Origin of the sequence: Algoriphagus yeomjeoni (genome assembly GCF_003259505.1) — a bacterium.
GTDB lineage: Bacteria > Bacteroidota > Bacteroidia > Cytophagales > Cyclobacteriaceae > Algoriphagus > Algoriphagus yeomjeoni.
This window is the reverse complement of record NZ_QLLK01000005.1, coordinates 42,915-64,645: the sequence shown is the minus strand read 5'-3', so window position 1 is coordinate 64,645 and position 21,731 is coordinate 42,915. Positions and strand designations below refer to the sequence as shown.

The window sequence follows — 21,731 nt, the reverse complement described above, 5'->3', positions numbered from 1 at the left end:
CCAAGTTTACATTACCGACCCAAGCCCTCTAGTTCATGTAATGAGAAATGAAAGCTGCGAGTTGATGTCCAATTGGGCTTAGAAATTGGTTGTTGCATTTCATTTCTGCCAAGTTTTACCCTATTGGTATTGTGATACAGAGCATTTAATAAATCATCCAATCAGCTCGTATTTGAAAATCTAATTGAAAATCAACTTTCCATTTAGAAATTGAATCAGGCCCAAGTCCGTCTATATAATGATTGGTGCCTTCTACTCTTACATATTGTCCGCCCCAACTTTCTTGAGTAGGGTCTTCAGGGTCATTTATTCCTCGAGCTGCGCTTAGCAAATAGAGAAATGCGGGACTATCCCCCTCTATTACACCAGCTCCGGCCATTGCTTTTGGTGGATAAATAGCCCCAAGTGGTCCATGGTTATTGATTACGTTTTCTTCCGCCCATTCTTGGGAACCCACTTTGAACATACCCTGGTAGGTTTTCTTGGATTCTATAATATGCAGCTGGGGGAAATTATCCATCAACCATCCATGGCTGGCATCCTGACATGCAATTAGGAATATTCTCATTTTGCCTAAAAAGGCCTCCAACTCCTCGGGACTTCTAGTGTTTTGGACTTTCCAGATAGCTTGCGCAACTTCCCTTGCGCCACCCCACACTCCAATATAAACGGGTCTAGGGTCAGGCTTGTCTACTGTTTCAATAATCGCAATTGAAGCTTCGCTGTCTTTCCCCGGCCCTATTATCTCATTCCAAGGCTGTTTTTCACATCCCCACTTGATCGGAATGTTCTGACGGTTGCCTCTCCCTTCGAATGTGACAGATTTCAGGTAGTCTGCAGTCGGGAATTTAGGATCATGCTTTCTCAGGTTCTCATCGACTAGATCGTACTTATCCAGTACTTCTAAAATAGTTTGCTTGTCTGCCACCATTTCGAAAGTTCCTGCAGATGCGATCAGTGCTTCAACCTCCAGCTCGTTGGAATAGAGTAAAAATCTAATCATAGACTGCACATCATCCGGGTCACTATTGGTCACCGGAATTGGTGGGAAATCAGAAGAGACGATCACGCGATATTGAGCCAGGCTGGCTGAATTAATCCCAAATAGGAATCCTACAGACACTATTAGTTTATTGAAATTCATCTGTTCTATCTATTTCACTGCAATGATAATTCTTCGATAACTTGTCAGATTTGGCGAACCATTGTCAGTTACTTCGCAAATGACATGAATAGTTTTACCTGAAGAATCTGGTGGTAGGGTGAATTTTATTGAGTCAGAATCATTATTCGGAATGACTACTTTCCCGCTATACGTACCAGCCTCTGGAATAATCCACCATTTGTAGCTAAGCTCATCTTCTTCTAGATCATAGGACTTTGAGGCGTCTAGGATAACATTTTGACGCTTTTTAGCTTTGACTTTGAGGATGCCAATACCTGGATTTTTGTTGATTACAACTATTGGATTGCGGTTGCCGCTCCCTTCATTTGCCCAGTCCATTCGCGCTGCAAAATTGTTAAAAGTGGCAGGATAGAAATAACTTTCATAGGTTCTTGACACTTCGGACTCAGGATCCTTATAATTTCGGAAAGAAGAAGTTACGCTATCTTCAGTCAACCCAAACTCAAAGTATCCACCCCAACCAACCTGTGAAGGAACCATTGGGTCATTTAACCCATTTGGCATCAAGTGTAGAAAGGCTGGAGTATCACCTTCGACTCCATACTTATATTTTGGATATACCTTACCCAGGTTTCCATGGCTTTGTATGTGAGCCCCATATTCTTCCCAGTTTTTCTTCCCGGTACCATTCTGGTATCTCCAAGCGGACTCGTCCCAGATAAAAAGTAGATCCTCTTCAAACTCACCACGCATCCACTGATGAGAGCTGATGTCATAGGGAGTTTTCTGGTCCCGGTCTTGATCAGTAATAGTATAGATAGGAATTTTATTGAGGAATTCTTTGAGTTCAGATTCAGATCGTTCTTGCTTTACTTTCCATATGGACTGTGCGATAGTATTTCCTCCTCCCCATACAGTAATCCACAAGGGACGCTCATCCTTTTCATCTGCAAGTTCGATGATCAACTCACTTCCAGGTGAATCATTGTCTTTCCCGAGAAACTCCTTTCCGCGGTTTTTACTGCCAAAAACTGTGATGCTTCTTAAGTACGAAGGACTTGGCCAATAACCAATATTTTGATGGGATTCATCTGCAGCAAAGCCCTTTTGCCCAGATCGCTTCATCAGGTTTGGGAGATCCTTTTCGTAGGCATCAATGGCATCATGAATCAGCTGGAAAAAGTCCTCCCGCGTTTTATCCAAACTCCAACCTGTAGTGTAAATAATACTTTCGATTTCGAAGAGGTCAGCATGTACTAATAACCTTACCAACGATTCGCTATCATCTGTCTCCCAGGTAGACACATCAGTTAAAATTACTATACGGGGCTTGGGAGTATCACCTGTAGGTACCTGTTGCGCCAAAAGCACTGAGTTATTGACCACTAAGGTTAGTATTAGGGATAAGAATTTTATTTTCATGATTGTTTTTAATTGTGAGACTTGGGTGACTTTGAAAATCCTCATCTCAGAGAATGAAATTGATTTCCAGTTTATTTTCTTCTGATAATATTACATAATGGAATTGAGATACTTTTCCAGCATAGTATAACCATCTTGAATTATATTTCGATCACTTGAATCAGATGGATCAAGTCCATTTTTCTTTTCCCATTCATCCGGCATTCCATCGTGATCTGAATCTGTGAGTGCAGGCAAACTCTTTAATTCAGGCCAGCCACCTACATCCTCCTGAGTATCTATAATTCCTGATTTTTTTGAAGTATCTGCCAAAGTGATTCTCTTTCTATAGGTACCTCCTTCATAGGTGGTAAAACCGCCTTTCGTTTCATTGACAATCCGGGTATCCACTGCATCCCGCTTAGGCAAAGTAGCCCCAGCATTTGCAAGTACTAAGTCAAATGCTTCTTCAGCGGACTGCTGATTGATAGGCATTGATTCCCATGGTTTTTCAAGTCTGACATATTGAATATTTGAGTTGCCACCTTGAGGTTGTACCCCACCATCCCAATTGTCAGCCGTGACGCGATCACTCCCAATCATCACATTATCAGCAATAAACCATTTACCAAAATCACTGACATCGCTACGCATGGATGGATTTGCCAATCTGTGAGAATTTTCACCCGCCTGTGTCGCAGGCCCAGGCTTATAGTAGTTAGCTACCATATTGATAATCGAAAAGGTAAATCGAGGATCCGTACCTTGTTTATTTTCACCGCCATAGGTGCTGTTATACCCCCAATTATAAACCACGTTATTTCTATAATCCGTGTAACCAGAACCCGAAGCCATTCTCGGGTTTCGACTTCCATGATGCGCTAGTAAATTATGGTGATAGCTACCAAAGTTCGACCCCCATATACCACCGAAGCCATGAGCTCCCTTTACATGGTTTGAATCGTGCATGCTTTCGGAAATAATACTCCATTGTACCGTAATACTATCATTATGATAAATTGACATGGTCTCATCAACACTCCAGCTGGCAGAAATATGATCCAAAATAAGGTGCTTATTATATCTGCCTGAAACCGCATCAGCATCATCGCCAGATTCATTTCCCAGTCTAACTCTCAGATACCTTACAATCACATGATCTGCTTCGATTACCAATGGATTTTTTTTGATGCAAATACCATCTCCGGGAGCTGTTTGACCAGCTATGGTGATATAGGGATTCTTGATCCGTAAAGCACTTTCGAGTGCTATGGTTCCTGATACGCGAAATACAACCGTTCGCGGTTCCGACGCTTCCACAGCAGCTCGCAAACTTCCCTCTCCACTATCATTTAGATTGGTAACTTCATACACTTCTCCTCCACGACCGCCTTTTGAGAACTTCCCATATCCTTCTGCGGTAGGAAATGCTAACTGCTGAGAAAATGCCGAAGTGATAGCAATAATGCTTATCACTACGATTAAATTAATTCTTTTCATAACGAGGGGCTTATTGTTATTTCTTTGAATTTGAGTTAGGCACACTTACTTTTCAAGCCATTTCCATCTTTCCGCCCAATCCAATAAAAACTCTTTCCTATGTTTTGAGATTGTTTTAGCTCCCTGTTGATCCTTTATAAAGAGAGCCGGATCTAGTTTGTCACTATACCAATTATTTCCTAGCTGATAATCATCTGGCGAAGCCTTTCCTGGCCAAGGATCCGTACTTATATAACCGCCTTCCAAGCCATCTAATTCAGCAATTGCACTTCGGGTTTTGTAGGTTCCTTTCTCTGGTTTTTTGGAGCTATACTTTACCCCATACATACCTTCCCCTAAGTAATATCCTGGCCAGATTTGATTTTGTACTTCCAGTTCAAATACAACCGAATCTTCTGAAACACTCAATTCTGGACCAGTAAATCTCCATTCAATAGTGCCATAAGCAGCTACTGTATCCTCCAAAGTACTTCCGTCTATAAAAATATTTCGTGAGCTGTGATCGATTTTCTCAAAACTACCTCCCCAGCTTTCCCCCATAGGATCATTTGGATCGCCGCTCATCAGGTAGGCAAGTGATGGAGTATCCCCCATTTTGATCCTACCATCATAATACTTGATAAAATCTTTCCCCATAGCACCTCTGCCCTGTATGTAATTATCATAATAAGCATCACCCTTCACATATTTTGGAGAATCTTCATCCATAAACCAACCTCTGTACGTTGCATTTGCCTCAATCATCCACAGATCCGGATGGTGCTCAGCTATATAAGAATAGGCATTGATGCTCCATTTCTTGTTGGGTCCTCCTATCCAATAGACGCGAATATTGTCTTTGATCTCCGGTGCATCGTGGAGTGCCTGTGCGAGATCTTCAATGCCACCCCACACAAGTACCCATAGCGGTTGATCACTTTCTTTTTTAGCGCATTGAATAATCCATTCCGACCCTTCTGTAGCAGTAGCAAACCCTTTGAATGGTGCCGCATTTTTCTCGCCTTGCTTGGTGATATTCCGAAGTGAATTAGGGGAAGGCAGTTCTGGAGCGTGCTTCAGAAGTTGATTGTAATCGCTTTCATAATGCTCAATGATATCCAGAAAATCCTTTTTACTCCCATCACCAAAAGGAGAAGAAACCAAACCTTCAATTTCGAATTGATCAGCATACATCAATAAGTGTATCATCGATTGGAAGTCATCAGGATCTGTCCCTCCTATATCTGAGCTGATCAACACTCTGGGTTTATGACGCTCGTTTTCAGCAGTATTACAGCTGAGCAATGTTAAAAAAGCAATCATTACAACCAATTCCATCCCACTAATTATAGTTCTATTCATACGTAACATTCGTGAAGTTTTGAAACTGAAGATACCATACTAACAAATAACCAAGTGATTGATCCTATATACCTGCTAATTGACACTCAAATGTATCAAAAAGAAAGTAAACGAAGAATAAAAAGAAAATAAACGTAAATTTTTCCCAGCAAATTCTTTGTTTATTTTTATTATTAGCTAGATTTACCCTAGAAATAGCTTCAAACACTTATTATTTATTTCATATACTTTCGATATTGTGAGATTACCAATAAAGCTATGGGGTTCGCCAGAGAGTCAAATGATAAAGTAAAGTCTGCGGGAATCACTAAACATACTAATGAACAATAAATAGATTGGCCTAGAGGGTTAGAAGGGAGAACTCTGCTGATAGCAGGAGGGCTCCCCTCTTTTTGAATGGCACTAACAATTTCCTAAGTCACAAACTTCCATTCTGTTCACAATTACAACTCGAATTTAGATCAGATATAGGTTTGAGAATATTTTGCGAAAGCAAACAAAATGAAAAGCTAAAGTTTTCGAAATAGGTTACTTTTGTTTTTCACCAAGAAACAAAAATTCCATGCTCCCTAAACAAAGAAAAGAAAAGATACTAGAACTGCTTAAAGAAGATGGATCCGCTAAGGTCATTGATCTGGCTAGGATCTTTAAAGTAACTGAAGTTACCATTCGACAGGACCTGGAAAAACTAGAGAAAAATGGATTGGTAAATCGGGAACATGGCGGCGTACATCTAAAAGATGTGGAAAATAAGGTCCGTAACTTCTCTTTGGTACATCAAGACAATCTAAAGGAAAAAGAAATCATCGCAGAAAAATGCCTTGAATTCATCCAACCGGGCGACACCATTATTCTAGACTCTGGTTCTACTACCACGGAAATCGCTAAAAAAATTGTAAACATCAAAGGGCTCACAGTAATTACCAACGCTCTGAATATTGCACTAATGCTTGGCGCTAATCCAAATATTGACATCATCATGACAGGGGGAGAATTCAAAGCACCTACCCTTTCATTGACAGGACAAAAGGCCGCAGATTTCTTTAAAGGGCTGAATGTCCAAAAACTCTTTCTAGCAACTGCCGGAATATCACTGAAATCAGGGCTTACCTATCCTAGTCTTAGTGACCTAGTTGTCAAAAAAGCAATGATTGATGCGGCAGACACTACTTATCTAGTAGCAGACTCTTCCAAAATCGGAAAAAGTGCCTTTGCTAGTCTGGGAGCGCTTTCTCTAATAGATTATATCATTACAGATGAGGGGGTAGAAAATAAACATAAGGAAGTTTTTAAGGAACACGACATCCAATTAATCATCGCAGAAGACACATCTAAATAAGCACTAGTCAGCTATATCACACGTAATGAAAAAGCAAAATATAACTTTAGGGGTAATCATTGGGAACCGAGACTTTTTTCCGGATAAACTTGTGACAGAGGCACGGATAGAAGTACTGAAAATGCTGGGTGAACAAGGAATTCAAACAATTATCCTGGATGAGACAGACACCAAACTTGGTGGAGTAGAAACCTATACTGATGCAAGAAAATGCGCAGACCTATTCAAGAAACATAAAGATGCTATAGCTGGGGTTTTGGTGGTTCTTCCAAATTTCGGAGATGAAAGAGGAATTGCCGATACCTTACACCTAGCGGACCTGAAAGTACCCGTACTTATCCAAGGCTATCCAGATGAACTTAATAAGCTTAATGTAGCAAATCGCCGAGATTCTTGGTGTGGCAAGATTTCCGTTTGTAACAACCTCTATCAATACGGCATCAAATATTCAATCACTACCAAGCATGTCGTCCATCCTACCGACCCTTCGTTTTTGGCGGATCTAAAGCAGTTTCTGGGTGTCTGCCGTGTGGTAAAAGGAATGAAAAATGTGCGTATCGGAGCAATTGGAGCAAGACCAACTGCCTTTAATACTGTACGATACAGCGAAAAAATCCTTCAGAAAAATGGCATCTCTGTAGTTACCTGCGACCTGTCTGAGATACTAGGTTATGCCAATAAATTGGACAAATCTGATCAACGCGTAAAAGATCATTTGGAGAAAATCCACAACTACGCTTCCACAGGTAAAACTCCTAGCGAATCTCTAATTCAAATGGCCAAGCTGGATGTTGTACTGAATGATTTTATGACCGAAAATCAACTGGATGCTAATGCCATTCAGTGTTGGACTTCTTTGCAGCAAAATTTTGGATGTAATGTCTGCACCAGCTCCAGCATGTTTAGCGAGGGAATGATTCCTAGCGCCTGCGAGGTAGATGTCACAGGAACGCTCAGTATGTATGCCATGCAATTGGCATCTGGCTCCCCTAGTGCATTAGTGGATTGGAACAATAACTACGCAGATGATGATGAGAAATGTGTGCTTTTCCACTGTGGAAATTGGGCAAAATCATTTCTGCCAGACATTGAAATTAGCAATGCCCCTATCCTAGGCACTACTGTAGGAGTGGAAAATACCTACGGAGCTTTGGATGGACGCACCCCGGCTTCCCCATTGACTTTTGGTAGAATCAGCACGGACGATACCAGTGGAATCATGAAAGCTTATGTTGGTGATGGGGTATTAACCGATGATGAATTGAAAACATTCGGAAACCGGGCTGTGGCCAAAATTCCTAATCTTCAAGGTTTGATGAAACACATCTGTAGAAATGGCTTTGAACATCACGTCGTAATGAATGCATCACACACATCCGAAGCACTTAAGGAAGCATTTGAAAACTATATGGGATGGGAAGTATACCATCACGAAGGGTAGTTTATCATCCAAGAATCCTTCCTTCAATTGAGACCAAACTTTTCATACTAATGAAAACCAGTTTAGCACAAACTGCTAATTAATAAGAACCGAACATGACAGATAAAGATTTGAAACTGAAGTCTGTATTTCTGAGAAAAAACCTTCTCAAGTACATTTATAAAGCAAAGGCTGGACATACAGGCGGAAGCTTGTCTTGTGTGGACATCCTGAATGTACTATACAACAGAGTGCTTAATGTAAAGCCAAACGACTTCAAAAACCCAGATCGGGATCGCTATATCCAAAGTAAGGGACATTGTGTAGAGGCTCTCTTTGTGACCTTGGCAGATCGTGGTTTTTTTCCAGAATCTGATTTGGAAACCCTATGTCAATATCGATCCCATTACATCGGCCACCCCACCAAAAAGGTGAATGGTGTAGAGCAAAATACCGGAGCATTGGGGCATGGATTACCTATTTGTGTGGGAGAAGCAATAGCAGCTAAACTGGATAAAAAAACGCATAGAATATTTACGCTTTTAGGAGATGGGGAATTGCCTGAGGGCTCAAACTGGGAAGCATTTCTATCCGCTTCCCATTACAAGCTGGATAATTTATACGCCATTCTGGACAACAACAAACAGCAGATTACCGGGTCCAATCAAGAGGTGATGAATACAGATTCCCTCCGGGACAAATTGGAAGCTTTCGGTTGGTCAGTACGGGAAGTAGACGGACATAACTTAGCTGAACTGGAGGAGGCGTTAAATACCGGTCCTTTCGAAGTTGGTAAGCCCAATTTCATAATTGCCCATACCATTAAAGGTAAAGGAATCAGCTACATGGAACGCGTACTAAAATGGCACCATGGTGTACCAAGCCCGGAGCAGTACGACTTAGCATTATCAGAATTAGACGCGGCTGAAGCATTAATCTAGCGAATCATGGAATTAGATAAAATAATAGAGACTGACCTGAAAATGGGAAGCGCAAACCAGGAGGTTTTCGCTGATACATTGGAATCATTAGCCGTCATAGATAAATCGATCATCGTGGTGACAAGTGACTCTCGTGGTTCAGGAAAACTCGTTCCCTTCGGTCAAAAATTCCCTGAGCAGATTGTAGAAGTAGGTATTGCTGAGCAAAATCTTGTGGGCGTAGCTGCTGGCTTGGCATCTGCAGGAAAGAAAACATTTGCCATTTCTCCTGCTTGTTTTCTTACAGCGCGGGCTTTAGAACAGATCAAAAACGACGTAGCCTATTCCGACAACCCAGTCAAACTGGTCGGAATCAGTGCAGGAGTAAGCTACGGGGCACTAGGAACTACTCACCACAGTCTACATGATTTTGCCGTGCTTCGAGCGATCAATAATATAATCATTGTCGTACCTGCTGACAATTTCGAAACGGAACAAGCTGTACTATTAGCCGCGAAGCTAGATCAACCGATTTATCTCCGATTTGGCAAAAAACTCATGCCTTTTCTATCTGAGGAAAACCAAGAGTTTGAATTTGGAAAAGGTCGAATTGTACGTGAAGGAAATGATCTCACCATCATCGCAAACGGTGAAACTGTCTACCCTGCATGGCAGGCTGCAAAAGCTTTAGAAGAAAAGCATGATGTCGCTGCCAAAGTAGTAAGTATGCATACAATTAAGCCATTAGACACAGCACTTTTGGATGAATTGGCTGCTGAAGGCAAACCGATTATCACGGTGGAAGAACATATGGTAAACGGAGGATTGGGTGAAGCCTGCGCTTCCTACCTTTTCCAAAAAGGAGCCAGAAACCGATTCCATATCATCGGAATACCAGATGAATACACCGTAACAGGTTCACAGGGAGAAATCTTCAAGCACTACGGCATATCCCGAGATGGTATTTTGGCAAAGGCCGAAGCACTTCTGAAATAACAACAACCCACCCAAAATGACCTATTTCAAACCCATAAAAATTGTATGCCTGCTTCTCCTCACCACTATGTTATTCAGCTGCAAAGAACAGAAGTCTGAAAAGCAGGATCAGCGTAAAAAAGTGGCCGTAATCGTATCCTCACTCAATAACCCATGGTTTGTAGTGCTGGCAGAAACTGCTGCCAACCATGCCATAGAGCTAGGATTTGAGGCTACTATTTTTGATTCCCAAAATAATACCGCACTGGAGACAGATCACTTCGAAAATGCGATCTCTTCAGGCTACGACGCTATACTTTTCAATCCCACAGATGCGGATGGCTCGATCGCAAATGTGAGAATTGCCAAAAAGGCTGAAATCCCTGTGTTCTGCATGGATCGGGAAATAAACGCTACGGACGCAGCAACCAGTCAAATTCTCTCAGACAGCTATGCGGGATGCGTAGCTATAGGCAAATACTTCGTGGAGAAGCTGAATAAAAGTGGAAAGTACGTAGAAATCTTAGGCTTGGTCGGAGACAATAATACCTGGAGTCGCTCGAAAGGATTTCACTCTGTAGTCGATAACTATCCTGACCTACAAATGGTCGCTCAGCAAAATGCTGACTTCGACAGAAACAAAGCCATGGAAGTAATGGAATCTATTTTACAGGTACACCCAGATATCAAGGGAGTCTTCTGCGGAAATGACGGAATGGCCATGGGAGCTTACCAGGCTTTGGTGGCTGCAGGAAAAGCAGAGCAAGTCATGGTTTTTGGCTTTGACGGAGCAAGCGATGTGATCACCTCCATCGAGCAGAAAAAAATCCTTGCTACGGGAATGCAATTCCCAAAGCTAATCGCTAGAACAGCCGCCAATTATGCATTGGAGTACTTCAATGGCAAACGGGATTTCGCACAAAAAGTCCCTGTGACTGTAGAAATGGTCAATCAAGAAAATGTACATGAGTACGAAGCCTACGGAAGCGATGAATAATAAAGCTATAAAATATGGCATTGGAGTAGTTGCATTGGCTCTTGTGGGTTATAATTCAATCTATATCCAGCCCTTGGACCAAAAACTGGCAGAAAATCAGCAAACGGTTTTCAATGCGAAAGCCTATGTTGATGGCATCTGGAATCAGGATCTCGCAAAGGCTTACCAAGATTGCTCTGATATATCGCAACTAATTGACAGTTTCAATCAGGACGTTAATAGCACATTTGAGAAAAATAGTCATGCCTTAGGTATTGGCAATATTGGCTATTTCCGGGTGAAAGGAGAAGGCATAGTCAGCGCTGTAAATGAAAACAATGTGCTGCTTCAAGTAGGCAGTTCTAGAATAGAAATTGAAACGGAATTCATTTTTGGAAATGCGCTCCGTGATGCTTCAGGATTGGTCAAAATCAATGATTACGAAGATACTGCGGATTTCAACAGCATCTCTGAGGCAATGAACGACAGGATTCGCCAAGAAGTAATACCAAGTTTCAGATCCAAAGTAAAAGAGGGAGATTCAGTGAAATTTGAAGGAGCTATTGAACTCAACAAAGTTCATTTGAATCTAGATCAACTCGAGGTTATTCCATTTACTCTCCAAATCTCCTCATAGCATGACGGCACTACTGGAAGTAAAAGAAATAACCAAAAAGTTCTCTGGAGTTACTGCCCTCAGTAATGTCAATCTCCGTCTGGAAGGTGGAAAAGTAACCGCATTAATCGGTGAAAACGGCGCAGGAAAATCTACCCTTTTGAAAATCATGTCAGGTATTTACACTGATTTTGAGGGACAAATTCTCTTTAAAGGCCAAGAAATTAAATTCTCCAGACCTAAGGACGCTCAGGAAATGGGAATTGGAATTATTCACCAAGAGTTAAATCTGATTCCTTACCTGACGGTAGCTCAAAACATCTTCTTAGGAAGAGAGTTGGTCAATGCATTTGGCTTTTTGGAGCGCGAGAAAATGATCAACAAGACTAAAGCTTTACTTAACAGACTCAAACTGGAAGTAGAACCAACAGCCTTGGTAGGCACTCTGAAAGTTGGCCAACAGCAAATCGTAGAAATCGCCAAAGCCCTGCTCACTGAATCTGAGGTAGTTTTTATGGATGAGCCTACTTCAGCCATCGGGGAAAGCGAAGTGGAAGTTCTCTTCGAAATCATCAATAAACTAAAAGCAGAGGGTAAAGCCATTGTCTATATCTCACACAAACTGGATGAGCTTTTTGCGTTAGCAGATGATTTTGTGGTTCTGAGGGATGGGAAAGTGGTCGGTCAAGGGGGAGTTTCAGAAATATCCCGTTCCCAACTCATCAATATGATGGCAGGGCGTGAAGTGAAAGTGGTCAAAAAATCCACCAAAAACTGTACAGAAGAAAAAGTCTTAGAAGTCAAAAACCTTGGCTTACTCAATCCTGAAAATCCCCAACGTCCTTTACTAAAAGACATTAGTTTCGATTTATGCAAAGGAGAAGTCCTGGGAGTTTATGGATTGATGGGAGCAGGACGGACAGAGCTCTGCGAAAGTCTCTTTGGGCTTAACCACCGCAAATTGACAGGCTCTATCCTACTTAATGGCCAGAAAACAGGCTTCAAAAGTCCCATTGAAGCAATTGATGCGGGTATGGCTCTGGTACCTGAAGACCGCAAAAAAGATGGGATTGTAGCAGGAATGTCGGTTTCAAAAAACCTAAGCCTTACCGTGATCGAGAAGGTCAGCAAATTCGGATTTCTGAGCGATGCCTTACATACCAAACTCTATGATAAACATGTCGCTTCCCTGAAAATCAAAGTTCACAACGAAGATCAAGCAATCAAAAATCTGAGTGGCGGAAATCAGCAAAAAGTAATATTAGGTAAGTGGATAGAGCGAAACCCCACCGTGCTCATGCTGGACGAACCTACGCGTGGAATAGACATAAATGCCAAAAATGAAATCTATGAACTTATCGCCCGACTAAGTGCCTCTGGCATTTCCATCCTAGTTATTTCTTCTGAAATCCCCGAAATACTGGCTATTTCAGACAGAATATTAGTCATGTCTGAAGGAGAAATCACCGCCGAGTTTTCGAGTGAAGAAGCCACCGAAACTAACATAATGAATGCCTGCATCCCTGAAAACATGAATCAATGATCTCTTTGAAGAAAAACTTTAACATAGCCCAGTTTCAGTCACTTATCGCATTATTCGTATTATGCTTGGCTTTGGCATTGCTTACAGACAATTTCATGTCTACCGACAATTTTTGGAATGTCATGCGCCAAATCTCTGTGAACGTATGCATCTCGGTGGGAATGACACTGGTTGTTTTAACTGCCGGAATTGACCTTTCTGTAGGTTCTATCTTGGCATTTTGCGGAGCAGTGACGGCAGGTTTATTGAAAAATGGACTCAGCATTCCCTCATTAAATCTGTTTATTGGATTCACAGTTTTAGGTGCAATAGTAGCCGGATTTTTAATCGGCGGAGGCTTAGGATTTGTTAATGGATATGCGGTCACCAAATTCAAAGTTCCTCCTTTTGTCGCTACGCTAGCCATGCTCACCATGGCCCGTGGATTCACCATGCTCTGGACAAAAGGCCATCCCATCACAGGACTGGGAGGTAGTTTCGGTTTCTTAGGGACGGGATGGTTCTTAGGAATACCTATGCCGGTATGGATCTCAGGTCTAGTGGTAATCACAGCAGTTATTCTTACGAGCAAAACCCGATTTGGAAGATACATCTACGCTATAGGTGGAAATGAAAATGCTTCCCGACTCTCTGGAATTCCGATTAACAAAGTCAAAATCTGGGTGTATTCCATTGCTGGATTGCTTGCAGCCGTTGGTGGGGTGCTGGTAACAGCTCGACTGGATTCCGCACAGCCAAATGCCGGAATAAGTTATGAATTGGATGCAATTGCCGCAGTGGTGATTGGTGGTACTTCACTTTCCGGAGGCAGAGGAACAATCTGGGGAACAGTCCTCGGCGCAATCATTATAGGCGTGCTGAACAATGGTCTGATCCTCATGAATGTTTCTCCTTTTTGGCAGCAGGTAATCAAAGGGATGGTGATACTACTAGCTGTCATTATCGACAAGTCGAATCAAAAGAGTGAGTAATCGTCCATATAGGTCAGATTATGAAACGGTTTAACAACAGAAATTAGAAACATGTCTTTCATATTAGCAATAGATCAAGGAACCAGCAGTACCAAAACCATCATCTTCGATGAGCATGGTAATGCTGTGCACAAGGAGACAGAACTTCTCAAAACCCACTACTTGGAAGGAAACCGTGTAGAGCAAGATCCTGAGGAGATCTACCAAAACATTTTAACCTCAGTGGGTAAATGTCTGGGTGGCTTTGTATCCAAAAAAGGAGATTTGAGCAAAATTAAAGCCTGTGGGATTTCCAATCAGCGAGAGACCTTTGTGCTTTGGGACAAAACAGGCAAACCACTCTATAATGCAATTGTATGGCAGTGCAAGCGTTCGGTAGCCATCTGTGAAAGCTTGGAAAAAGAAGGGTTGGGACCAAAAATCAACGAGAAAACCGGATTGATCATTGATCCTTATTTCTCGGGAAGCAAAGTAATCTGGCTCTATGACAATGAGCCTAAAATCAAAGAAGCAATCGATAAAGGAGAAGCCTATTTTGGAACGATTGACACTTGGTTGCTTTATAAATTAACCAAAGGTCAATCTTACCTAACAGATTATACAAATGCTTCCAGAACCCAGTTTTTCAATCTAAAAGAGCTTTGCTGGGATCAGGAGTTATTGGCGGATTTCGGTTTATCCAAACTGAATTTACCAGAATTAAAACCCTCCTCTTTTCACTTTGGCACCACCAATTTGGAAGGCCTATTGGATCATCAAATCAGCATTTCGGCAATGATTGGGGATTCTCATGCCGCTGCATTTGGGGAAGGATGTTTTGAACCAGGCAGTGCCAAAGCCACGCTGGGAACGGGCAGTTCAATTCTGATGAATATTGGAAAGGAACCAAAAACTTCTCAGAATGGAATGGTCACTACGATATGCTGGAGCACAGAAAATCGAGTGGATTATGCGCTGGAGGGAATAATAGTCTCTGCCGGTGCCACGATAGAATGGATAAAAAATCAACTGGGTCTTTTTGAAAACGCATCAGAACTGGAGCAAATATGCCTTTCCCTTTCCGACAATGGAGGCGTCTATATTGTTCCGGCCTTCTCGGGATTGGGAGCACCTCATTGGGACATGAATCGCAAGGCAACCATTGAAGGCCTATCCTTCGAATCATCCAAAAACCATGTAATCCGTGCAGCTGTGGAATCTGTTCCTTACCAGATCAAAGATGTGATCGTAGCCATGGAAGCCGATTCCGGCACACCCCTCACAGAGCTAAAAATAGATGGAGGGATCACTTCAAACAAGTTTGTGGTACAATTCCTAGCTGACATACTTCACCGCAAAGTTTCCAACATCGCGATTGCCGATGTATCGGCTTTGGGTGCCGCTTATTTGGCAGGCCTAAACTCCAAAGTCTATGAAAGTATAGACCAGCTTAAATCCTTTAATCAAAGTTCTACTAGCACTTTACCTGGAGAAAACTCGGAGAAAGTAGCTGGCTATTATGAGGGATGGAAAAAAATAATTGGCAAAAAAAACTCCCAAACCTGAAATCCCCATGAAATACCTAGCCAAAATACCTTTTCTACTTATTGCCTTACTCCTCCTTGGTTTTTATGAAGGAATGGCTCAAAAAAAGAAATTTGAGAAAACTCGGGTTTTGGTTACCAGTGATGGAGAAATAGATGATCAATGTTCTATCGTCCGTTTCCTGTATTATGTGAATGAATGGGATGTAGAAGGCATAATTACCTCCAGTTCACAATATCATGCGCATGACCACAATTGGCCTGGAGATAATTGGATTGATCCTTATTTGGATGCCTACGCCAAGGATTATCCAAACCTGGTAGAGCATGACCCTGATTTTCCGAGCCCAGAATTTTTACGCGAAAGAACGCTCTTAGGCAACGTGAAAACTGAAGGTGAAATGACTGAAATCACTCCCGGTTCAGAGCTTATAGTGAAAGTTTTGTTGGATGAAACAGATGATCGCCCTATTTGGATTCAAGCTTGGGGCGGGACGAATACACTAGCCAGAGCTTTGAAAAGCATCGAAGAAAACCATCCTGACAAAATGGAATATGTAGCTAACAAGATGCGTCTGTATCTGATCTGGGAGCAGGATGTGACTTATCAGGAATACATTCGTCCGAATTGGGGGAAATATAATATCCCGACCATCATCGCGGATCAGTTTGAGGCAATTGCCTATCGATGGGCTCAGGTGCAGCCTACAGAAATGATTCCTTATTTTGAAGGACCATGGATGATAGACAATATTCTTCAAAACCACGGTGCTTTAGCTGCACTTTATCCCGCTATGGAAAACGGTGACTTCCGCTCTGAAGTTGATTCCCCAGCGTTTTTACATACCATTCCTACAGGCTTGAGAAGTTTGGAATCACCAAACTTTGGAGGTTGGGGAGGGAGATTTGTAAAAGTCCGTGACAATACCTGGTTGGATTCAGTACCAGTCTCTGGCTATGAGTATCCAGAAGGCAGATGGTACGGAAGTAATGGTTGGGGAAGAGCAAGTTTACGTGAAGGGTCCAACTCTACGGCAGCACAGCGCAGCACTTATTTCAAACCTATGTGGCGCTGGTCTGATGCGATGCAGAATGACTTTGCCGCTCGGGCAGACTGGAGCGTAAAGTCCTACGCTGAAGCAAATCATCCTCCAATCGTCTACACTAAAAGCAAGCTGAATCAGAGCGCCAAACCTGGTGACACCATCAAACTAAGTGTAGCTGGAAGCAAAGATCCAGACGGAGATAAACTCAGCTATCATTGGTATGTTCATACCGAGCCAAGCACTCTTGCAAATGCAGGCGGGCAGGTAAAACTGACAGACGCTGATCAAGCGCAATCTTCTTTTAAAGTACCACAAGGAACTGGAACCATCCATTTAATCTGTGCAGTGACTGATAACGGTAGTCCAGCACTGACGCGATATACCCGAGTAATAGTAACTGTGAAACCTTAAAACCTAATGTACCAGCAGCTTAAATGTGAAACATAACAGCCATGAACCTACTTATCCATTTTCCTAAATCCATACTCCTAGCTATTCTAATCAGCAGTTTAGGTTCTGATCTTATTGCTCAGGAAAAGACAGAAAAACCACGTGTCATCGTAACAAGTGATGGGGAAATAGATGATGAGTGCTCTTTGGTTCGCTTTCTCCTTTATGCCAATGAATGGGATATTGAGGGGATCATAACTTCAAGTTCCCAATACCACTGGCATGGACACAAATGGGCTGGAGATGACTGGGCTGTACCCTACTTGGATGCTTACGCCAAAGTACAACCCAATTTACTTAAGCATGATAAGGATTATCCTACAGCAGAATTCCTCAAGTCCAGAACCTTTCTAGGCAATGTAGAGACAGAAGGCGAAATGGAAAAAATCACAGCGGGATCTCAGCATATCGTAAAAGTATTGTTGGATGAATCTGACGCAAGACCTATTTGGATACAGGCATGGGGTGGGACAAATACTATTGCTCGAGCATTGAAAACTATAGAGGAAGATCATCCAGAAAAAATGGATGCCGTAGCCAGTAAAATCCGATTTTATTTTATCTGGGAACAAGACGATACTTTTCAGAAATACATTCGCCCTGTCTGGGGCAAATACAATATTCCCACGATTATCTCAGATCAGTTTATTGCCATTTTCTATCATTGGAAAAAGTATTTGCCAGAGGCAGAGCAGAAACACCTTGCTGCAGATTGGATGAATGAAAATATCCTGGAAGCACACGGCCCACTTTTGTCCATGTATCCTGCTCATGAAGAAGGTGATAAGGGATTTGACAAGGGAGATTTTAGATCTGAGGGAGATTCTCCAGCTTTTTTACACATCATACCTACAGGCTTGCGCAGCATGGAATCTCCAGACTATGGCGGATGGGGTGGTAGATATGTGAAAGTCCGAGAAAATACTTGGCTAGATCCCGTGTCGGATTCCTCATATACTTACCCTGAAGGCAGATGGTATGGAAACTCAGCATGGGGAAGAGAGCGACTCAAAGAAGAAATCCCCAACGATCAAGAACTCACAGACTATCTGGAACCACTCTGGCGATGGACTGCTGCGATGCAAAATGATTTTGCAGCACGTGCAGACTGGACTATTAAGTCCTATGATGAAGCCAATCATGAGCCCATAGTTAAGCTGGCTCACAGTGAAGACTTGCTTCTAAAAGCAGGATCAAATGTAAAACTTAGCGCAACGGGATCATACGACCCAGACGGAGATAAACTTAACTACAGCTGGTGGCAGTATCAAGATCCAGGAACTTACTCAGGAAAGGTGTCAATCAATCAGTCAAATGAGCAAGACGCAAAACTAACAGTACCAAAAGATGCCAAACCGGGACAAACGATCCATGTGATCTGTGAAGTCACGGACAATGGAAGCCCTGCTTTAACTAGGTATAGACGAGTGATTATTAAAGTAAAATGAAGAAAGAAGAGACCCTAGAGATCCAATTAAAAGCCAATTCGGCTCAGAGATATTTTCCTTTTTAACTAATAACCCAAACCTAAATAACCATGAAAAGACAGTTGATTTTTACGCTAGTCCTACTTCTATTTTCGGTAAATATTTTTGCCCAAGCACCATGGGATAGCCATGGCAAACTCCAGGTTGCAGGAAACGGTCACTATATAGAACACAAAGACGGCACGCCATTTCTTTGGATGGCTGATACTGGATGGGGTATGTTTCAGCAATTAACTCGCGAAGAAGTAGATCGATATCTTGATAACCGACAGCAACTCGGCTTCAATGTCATCCAATCTGTGGCGTTCTGGTATCCTCACGGAGGTGGGTTAAAAAATGGCCCGCACAATGCTGCAAATGCTTATGGTCATCGTCCATTCACCGGTGGAGAAGACAACCCCAACACTGCGAAACCGCTAGTGGTGTCTGGGGGATCTCCTGACGCACCAAACGATTATTGGGATCATGTAGACTATATCATCGAGGGGATCAAAAAAAGAAATATGTATGTAGCCCTCCTCCCAAACTGGGGACGTGCCTATATCACAGATCAATTTAGCGGTGCTCATCAAGAGTTTACAGCGCAGGAGGCTAAAGAATACGGTGTTTTTTTAGGAAAAAGATATAAGACAGAACCTCACATGTTGTGGGTTCTGGGTGGAGATGCGAAAGGAAAATATTTTGCAGTTTCAGATACGATCTCAGATAAAAATGTGGACAGACGTTCCATTTTCCGGGCAATGGCAGAAGGGATAGCCAATGGGGTCACTGGCAAAACAGTTCAATGGAACAAAGCTGATCAAGCATGGAAGGACGTTTTTTTCACATATCACCCTGATGGGGACCCAAGTGACAACTCATCTACTTGGTTTCATGAAGATGCTTGGATCACAGCCAATGGGGTGGAAGTATGGACACAGGTCAATGAAGTATATCCAACTATGGCAAGGGAATACAATCTGGACAATCCTAAGAAGCCAAGTCTATTCCTGGAGGGTTCCTACGAATTTGGAGCTTACGGTCAAGAGTGCGGATATATTACACCTCTCCGTTTGCGTCGACAAGTATACCATACATTTTTTGCTGGAGGAGCTGGTCACACTTATGGAGCAGGCCCTATTTGGGCAATGCGCGGCACTCAAGGGAACTACAATTGTGGCTTTACCTGGGAACAGGCTTTGAATTTCCCTGGAGCAGTTCAGTTTGCGCAGCTGGCAAAAAACTTACTTATCGAAAATAATTGGTTTGAATGGATTCCTGACCAAAGAATCCTACAAGGAACTGAAAGTGACAACGAAAGCCTAAAAGCAGCGGTCAGACTCTCTTCCGGCAAGAAAATTCTGGTCTATTTCTCTGACAATTCAGAGGCAACAGTCAAAAACACCCTAGATAAAGATGCTGAAGCAAATTGGTTTGATCCGATGGAAGGGCGTGAAAGTACGGCTGAATCATTCCAAACTGGTGAATCTCGAATAATCACGCCACCAACTGGTTGGGAGGACGCAATCCTCATTCTAACATCAAACTAAGCCTCATCAAAGCATCAAACCCATAAAATAATGAAGAAGTATTTTAGATATTGGACGATTTTAGTCGGAATCCTACTCCACGGACAGATCGATCTTTTTGCCCAAAGAAGCACAGAAAAAGAACGAATCATCGTCCTGACAGATATAGAAAATGAACCTGACGATGCGATGTCCTTGGTTCGCTTTCTTACATACTCCAATCAATGGGATGTGGAAGGACTAGTGGCCACCACTTCCATTCATCAGCAAAATGAGATTGCAACCTGGAGAATACTTGAAATCTTGGATGCTTACGGCAAAGTGCGAGACAACTTAGAAAAACATGAAGAAGGCTATCCCACCGCTAACTACCTAAGAACAATCGTGAAAGAAGGCATCCCAAAATATGGAATGGAAGCAGTAGGTGAAGGAATGGACTCCGATGGGTCTGAACTAATCATCAGGACTGTGGATAAGGAGGATGACCGACCTGTTTGGGTTCTTGTTTGGGGAGGACCAAATTGTCTCGCTCAAGCTCTATGGAAAATCAAAGAAACCAGAAGTTCTGAAGACCTCGCAAAATTTGTAGCGAAACTCCGTGTCTACACGATATCCGACCAAGACAATAGCGGCCCTTGGCTGAGAAAGACTTTCCCTAACCTGTTTTATATAGCAAGTCCTGGGATCCACGCACTGGGAGCTTATCATTTCGCAACTTGGTCAGGCATAAGCGGAGACAAATTCCACGGCAGGTTTGCTGGGGGAAACTTTGAGATAGTTGACAACCCTTGGTTGGATGAGCATATTCGAAATAAAGGACCATTAGGAAAAGAATATCCTCATATGGAATTCCTCATGGAGGGAGATTCCCCGAGTTTTATGCATTTGATTCATACCGGCATGGAAAATCCGGAGCGACCAGATTACGGAAACTGGGGAGGTCGATATGAATTTTACCAGCCAAGAACAGAAAGTTGGTTTTCTGAGCCGGAAACACGTCCACTTTGGACAGATGCCATGGATGAAGTGTACGGTGCAGATGGAAATTGGCATACGACGAATAAAGCAACAATCTGGCGCTGGAGAGAGGCCTACCAAAATGATTTCGAAGCTAGAATGGACTGGACAATCAAGGACTACAAGGATGCCAATCATCCACCAGTAGTCAAACTGAAAACTCCAGAATTCATATTGGCAAAAGTTGGCGATAGAATCGAACTCAGTGCCGATGAGAGCAGCGATCCAGATGGGGACGGTTTAAACTACCACTGGTTTCACTATGGTGAACCTGGAGAGTACACGCTAGCGAGCGGGCGAACTGCTACTCCCTTAAAAATTGAAAATGCAGATACGGCAAATGCATTCTTCATAGTTCCTAAGCCTGGGAAATTTGGAGAAATGCACATTATTCTGGCAGTGACAGACCAAGGGTCCCCTGCCCTAACGCGCTATAAAAGGATAATTGTCAAAGTGAATCCTTAGGTGTGTCACACATCAAAATGCCTAACTATTAAACCTATTGAAATTTAAAAGCAGTGAGAGCTGGACACAGTAAAAAACCACTTTCGATTTGTAGTCAATTAATAATT

At 42.5% G+C, this 21,731-nt stretch carries 17 protein-coding genes; 13 read left to right on the top strand and 4 right to left on the bottom strand.

All coding sequences use genetic code 11. The features are described from left to right. Positions 1 to 145: 145 nt before the first annotated feature. The 4 genes from LV83_RS09540 to LV83_RS09525 all read right to left on the bottom strand — a co-directional run bounded on the left by LV83_RS09540 (position 146) and on the right by LV83_RS09525 (position 5,377). On the bottom strand, positions 146 to 1,144 hold the full coding sequence (locus LV83_RS09540; RefSeq protein ID WP_111611326.1) for a DUF1593 domain-containing protein: 999 nt from the start codon (positions 1,142 to 1,144) through the stop codon (positions 146 to 148). A gap of 9 nt (positions 1,145 to 1,153) precedes the next feature. Then, a complete protein-coding gene (locus LV83_RS09535) occupies positions 1,154 to 2,548 on the bottom strand; it encodes a DUF1593 domain-containing protein (RefSeq protein WP_111611325.1) in 1,395 nt (464 codons plus the stop codon). A gap of 90 nt (positions 2,549 to 2,638) precedes the next feature. Continuing rightward, the gene (locus LV83_RS09530) at positions 2,639 to 4,027 is read right to left on the bottom strand and encodes a pectate lyase family protein (RefSeq protein ID WP_111611324.1); all 1,389 of its coding nucleotides are present in this window, start codon (positions 4,025 to 4,027) and stop codon (positions 2,639 to 2,641) included. Positions 4,028 to 4,072: 45 nt separating this feature from the next. Beyond that, entirely contained in the window at positions 4,073 to 5,377 is a 1,305-nt protein-coding gene (locus LV83_RS09525) for a nucleoside hydrolase-like domain-containing protein (RefSeq protein WP_245947031.1), read from the bottom strand. A gap of 553 nt (positions 5,378 to 5,930) precedes the next feature. Between LV83_RS09525 and LV83_RS09520 the strand changes: the two genes are divergently transcribed. The 13 genes from LV83_RS09520 (at position 5,931) to LV83_RS09460 (ending at position 21,624) form a co-directional block, all read left to right on the top strand. Continuing rightward, positions 5,931 to 6,707 carry a DeoR/GlpR family DNA-binding transcription regulator gene (locus LV83_RS09520; protein ID WP_111611323.1) on the top strand — a complete coding sequence of 259 codons (777 nt, stop codon included), beginning with the start codon at positions 5,931 to 5,933 and terminating at the stop codon, positions 6,705 to 6,707. A 25-nt stretch (positions 6,708 to 6,732) separates the two neighbouring features. Next, positions 6,733 to 8,148, top strand: coding sequence for an L-fucose/L-arabinose isomerase family protein (locus LV83_RS09515; protein WP_111611322.1), 1,416 nt, complete (start codon positions 6,733 to 6,735; stop codon positions 8,146 to 8,148). Between the two features lie 95 nt (positions 8,149 to 8,243). Beyond that, positions 8,244 to 9,068 carry a transketolase gene (locus tag LV83_RS09510; RefSeq protein WP_111611321.1) on the top strand — a complete coding sequence of 275 codons (825 nt, stop codon included), beginning with the start codon at positions 8,244 to 8,246 and terminating at the stop codon, positions 9,066 to 9,068. Between the two features lie 6 nt (positions 9,069 to 9,074). Continuing rightward, positions 9,075 to 10,043 carry a transketolase family protein gene (locus LV83_RS09505; RefSeq protein ID WP_111611320.1) on the top strand — a complete coding sequence of 323 codons (969 nt, stop codon included), beginning with the start codon at positions 9,075 to 9,077 and terminating at the stop codon, positions 10,041 to 10,043. A gap of 16 nt (positions 10,044 to 10,059) precedes the next feature. Next, positions 10,060 to 11,019, top strand: a complete 960-nt coding sequence (locus LV83_RS09500) for a D-ribose ABC transporter substrate-binding protein (RefSeq protein ID WP_111611319.1) — start codon at positions 10,060 to 10,062, stop codon at positions 11,017 to 11,019. After that, complete coding sequence (locus LV83_RS09495) at positions 10,988 to 11,635, top strand: DUF2291 domain-containing protein (protein ID WP_158530556.1); 648 nt, start codon at positions 10,988 to 10,990, stop codon at positions 11,633 to 11,635. The genes LV83_RS09500 and LV83_RS09495 overlap by 32 nt, the downstream gene beginning before the upstream one ends. Position 11,636: 1 nt before the next feature. Further along, entirely contained in the window at positions 11,637 to 13,157 is a 1,521-nt protein-coding gene (locus tag LV83_RS09490) for a sugar ABC transporter ATP-binding protein (protein WP_111611317.1), read from the top strand. After that, on the top strand, positions 13,154 to 14,128 hold the full coding sequence (locus tag LV83_RS09485) for an ABC transporter permease (protein WP_111611316.1): 975 nt from the start codon (positions 13,154 to 13,156) through the stop codon (positions 14,126 to 14,128). Before LV83_RS09490 ends, LV83_RS09485 begins: the two co-directional genes overlap by 4 nt. A 51-nt stretch (positions 14,129 to 14,179) precedes the next feature. Continuing rightward, positions 14,180 to 15,673, top strand: coding sequence for an FGGY family carbohydrate kinase (locus tag LV83_RS09480; RefSeq protein WP_111611315.1), 1,494 nt, complete (start codon positions 14,180 to 14,182; stop codon positions 15,671 to 15,673). 7 nt (positions 15,674 to 15,680) lie between these two features. Next, complete coding sequence (locus LV83_RS09475; protein ID WP_111611314.1) at positions 15,681 to 17,108, top strand: DUF1593 domain-containing protein; 1,428 nt, start codon at positions 15,681 to 15,683, stop codon at positions 17,106 to 17,108. 41 nt (positions 17,109 to 17,149) lie between these two features. Continuing rightward, a complete protein-coding gene (locus LV83_RS09470) occupies positions 17,150 to 18,595 on the top strand; it encodes a DUF1593 domain-containing protein (protein WP_111611313.1) in 1,446 nt (481 codons plus the stop codon). Positions 18,596 to 18,684: 89 nt separating this feature from the next. Next, entirely contained in the window at positions 18,685 to 20,163 is a 1,479-nt protein-coding gene (locus tag LV83_RS09465; RefSeq protein ID WP_111611312.1) for an apiosidase-like domain-containing protein, read from the top strand. Positions 20,164 to 20,193: 30 nt separating this feature from the next. Further along, positions 20,194 to 21,624 carry a DUF1593 domain-containing protein gene (locus LV83_RS09460; RefSeq protein ID WP_111611311.1) on the top strand — a complete coding sequence of 477 codons (1,431 nt, stop codon included), beginning with the start codon at positions 20,194 to 20,196 and terminating at the stop codon, positions 21,622 to 21,624. Positions 21,625 to 21,731: the final 107 nt, after the last annotated feature.

Coding starts and splice junctions, on each gene's coding strand:
- LV83_RS09540 (WP_111611326.1), bottom strand. CDS start 1,144: ATGAATTTCAATAAACTAATAGTGTCTGTAGGATTCCTATTTGGGATT.
- LV83_RS09535 (WP_111611325.1), bottom strand. CDS start 2,548: ATGAAAATAAAATTCTTATCCCTAATACTAACCTTAGTGGTCAATAAC.
- LV83_RS09530 (WP_111611324.1), bottom strand. CDS start 4,027: ATGAAAAGAATTAATTTAATCGTAGTGATAAGCATTATTGCTATCACT.
- LV83_RS09525 (WP_245947031.1), bottom strand. CDS start 5,377: ATGTTACGTATGAATAGAACTATAATTAGTGGGATGGAATTGGTTGTA.
- LV83_RS09520 (WP_111611323.1), top strand. CDS start 5,931: ATGCTCCCTAAACAAAGAAAAGAAAAGATACTAGAACTGCTTAAAGAA.
- LV83_RS09515 (WP_111611322.1), top strand. CDS start 6,733: ATGAAAAAGCAAAATATAACTTTAGGGGTAATCATTGGGAACCGAGAC.
- LV83_RS09510 (WP_111611321.1), top strand. CDS start 8,244: ATGACAGATAAAGATTTGAAACTGAAGTCTGTATTTCTGAGAAAAAAC.
- LV83_RS09505 (WP_111611320.1), top strand. CDS start 9,075: ATGGAATTAGATAAAATAATAGAGACTGACCTGAAAATGGGAAGCGCA.
- LV83_RS09500 (WP_111611319.1), top strand. CDS start 10,060: ATGACCTATTTCAAACCCATAAAAATTGTATGCCTGCTTCTCCTCACC.
- LV83_RS09495 (WP_158530556.1), top strand. CDS start 10,988: ATGAGTACGAAGCCTACGGAAGCGATGAATAATAAAGCTATAAAATAT.
- LV83_RS09490 (WP_111611317.1), top strand. CDS start 11,637: ATGACGGCACTACTGGAAGTAAAAGAAATAACCAAAAAGTTCTCTGGA.
- LV83_RS09485 (WP_111611316.1), top strand. CDS start 13,154: ATGATCTCTTTGAAGAAAAACTTTAACATAGCCCAGTTTCAGTCACTT.
- LV83_RS09480 (WP_111611315.1), top strand. CDS start 14,180: ATGTCTTTCATATTAGCAATAGATCAAGGAACCAGCAGTACCAAAACC.
- LV83_RS09475 (WP_111611314.1), top strand. CDS start 15,681: ATGAAATACCTAGCCAAAATACCTTTTCTACTTATTGCCTTACTCCTC.
- LV83_RS09470 (WP_111611313.1), top strand. CDS start 17,150: ATGAACCTACTTATCCATTTTCCTAAATCCATACTCCTAGCTATTCTA.
- LV83_RS09465 (WP_111611312.1), top strand. CDS start 18,685: ATGAAAAGACAGTTGATTTTTACGCTAGTCCTACTTCTATTTTCGGTA.
- LV83_RS09460 (WP_111611311.1), top strand. CDS start 20,194: ATGAAGAAGTATTTTAGATATTGGACGATTTTAGTCGGAATCCTACTC.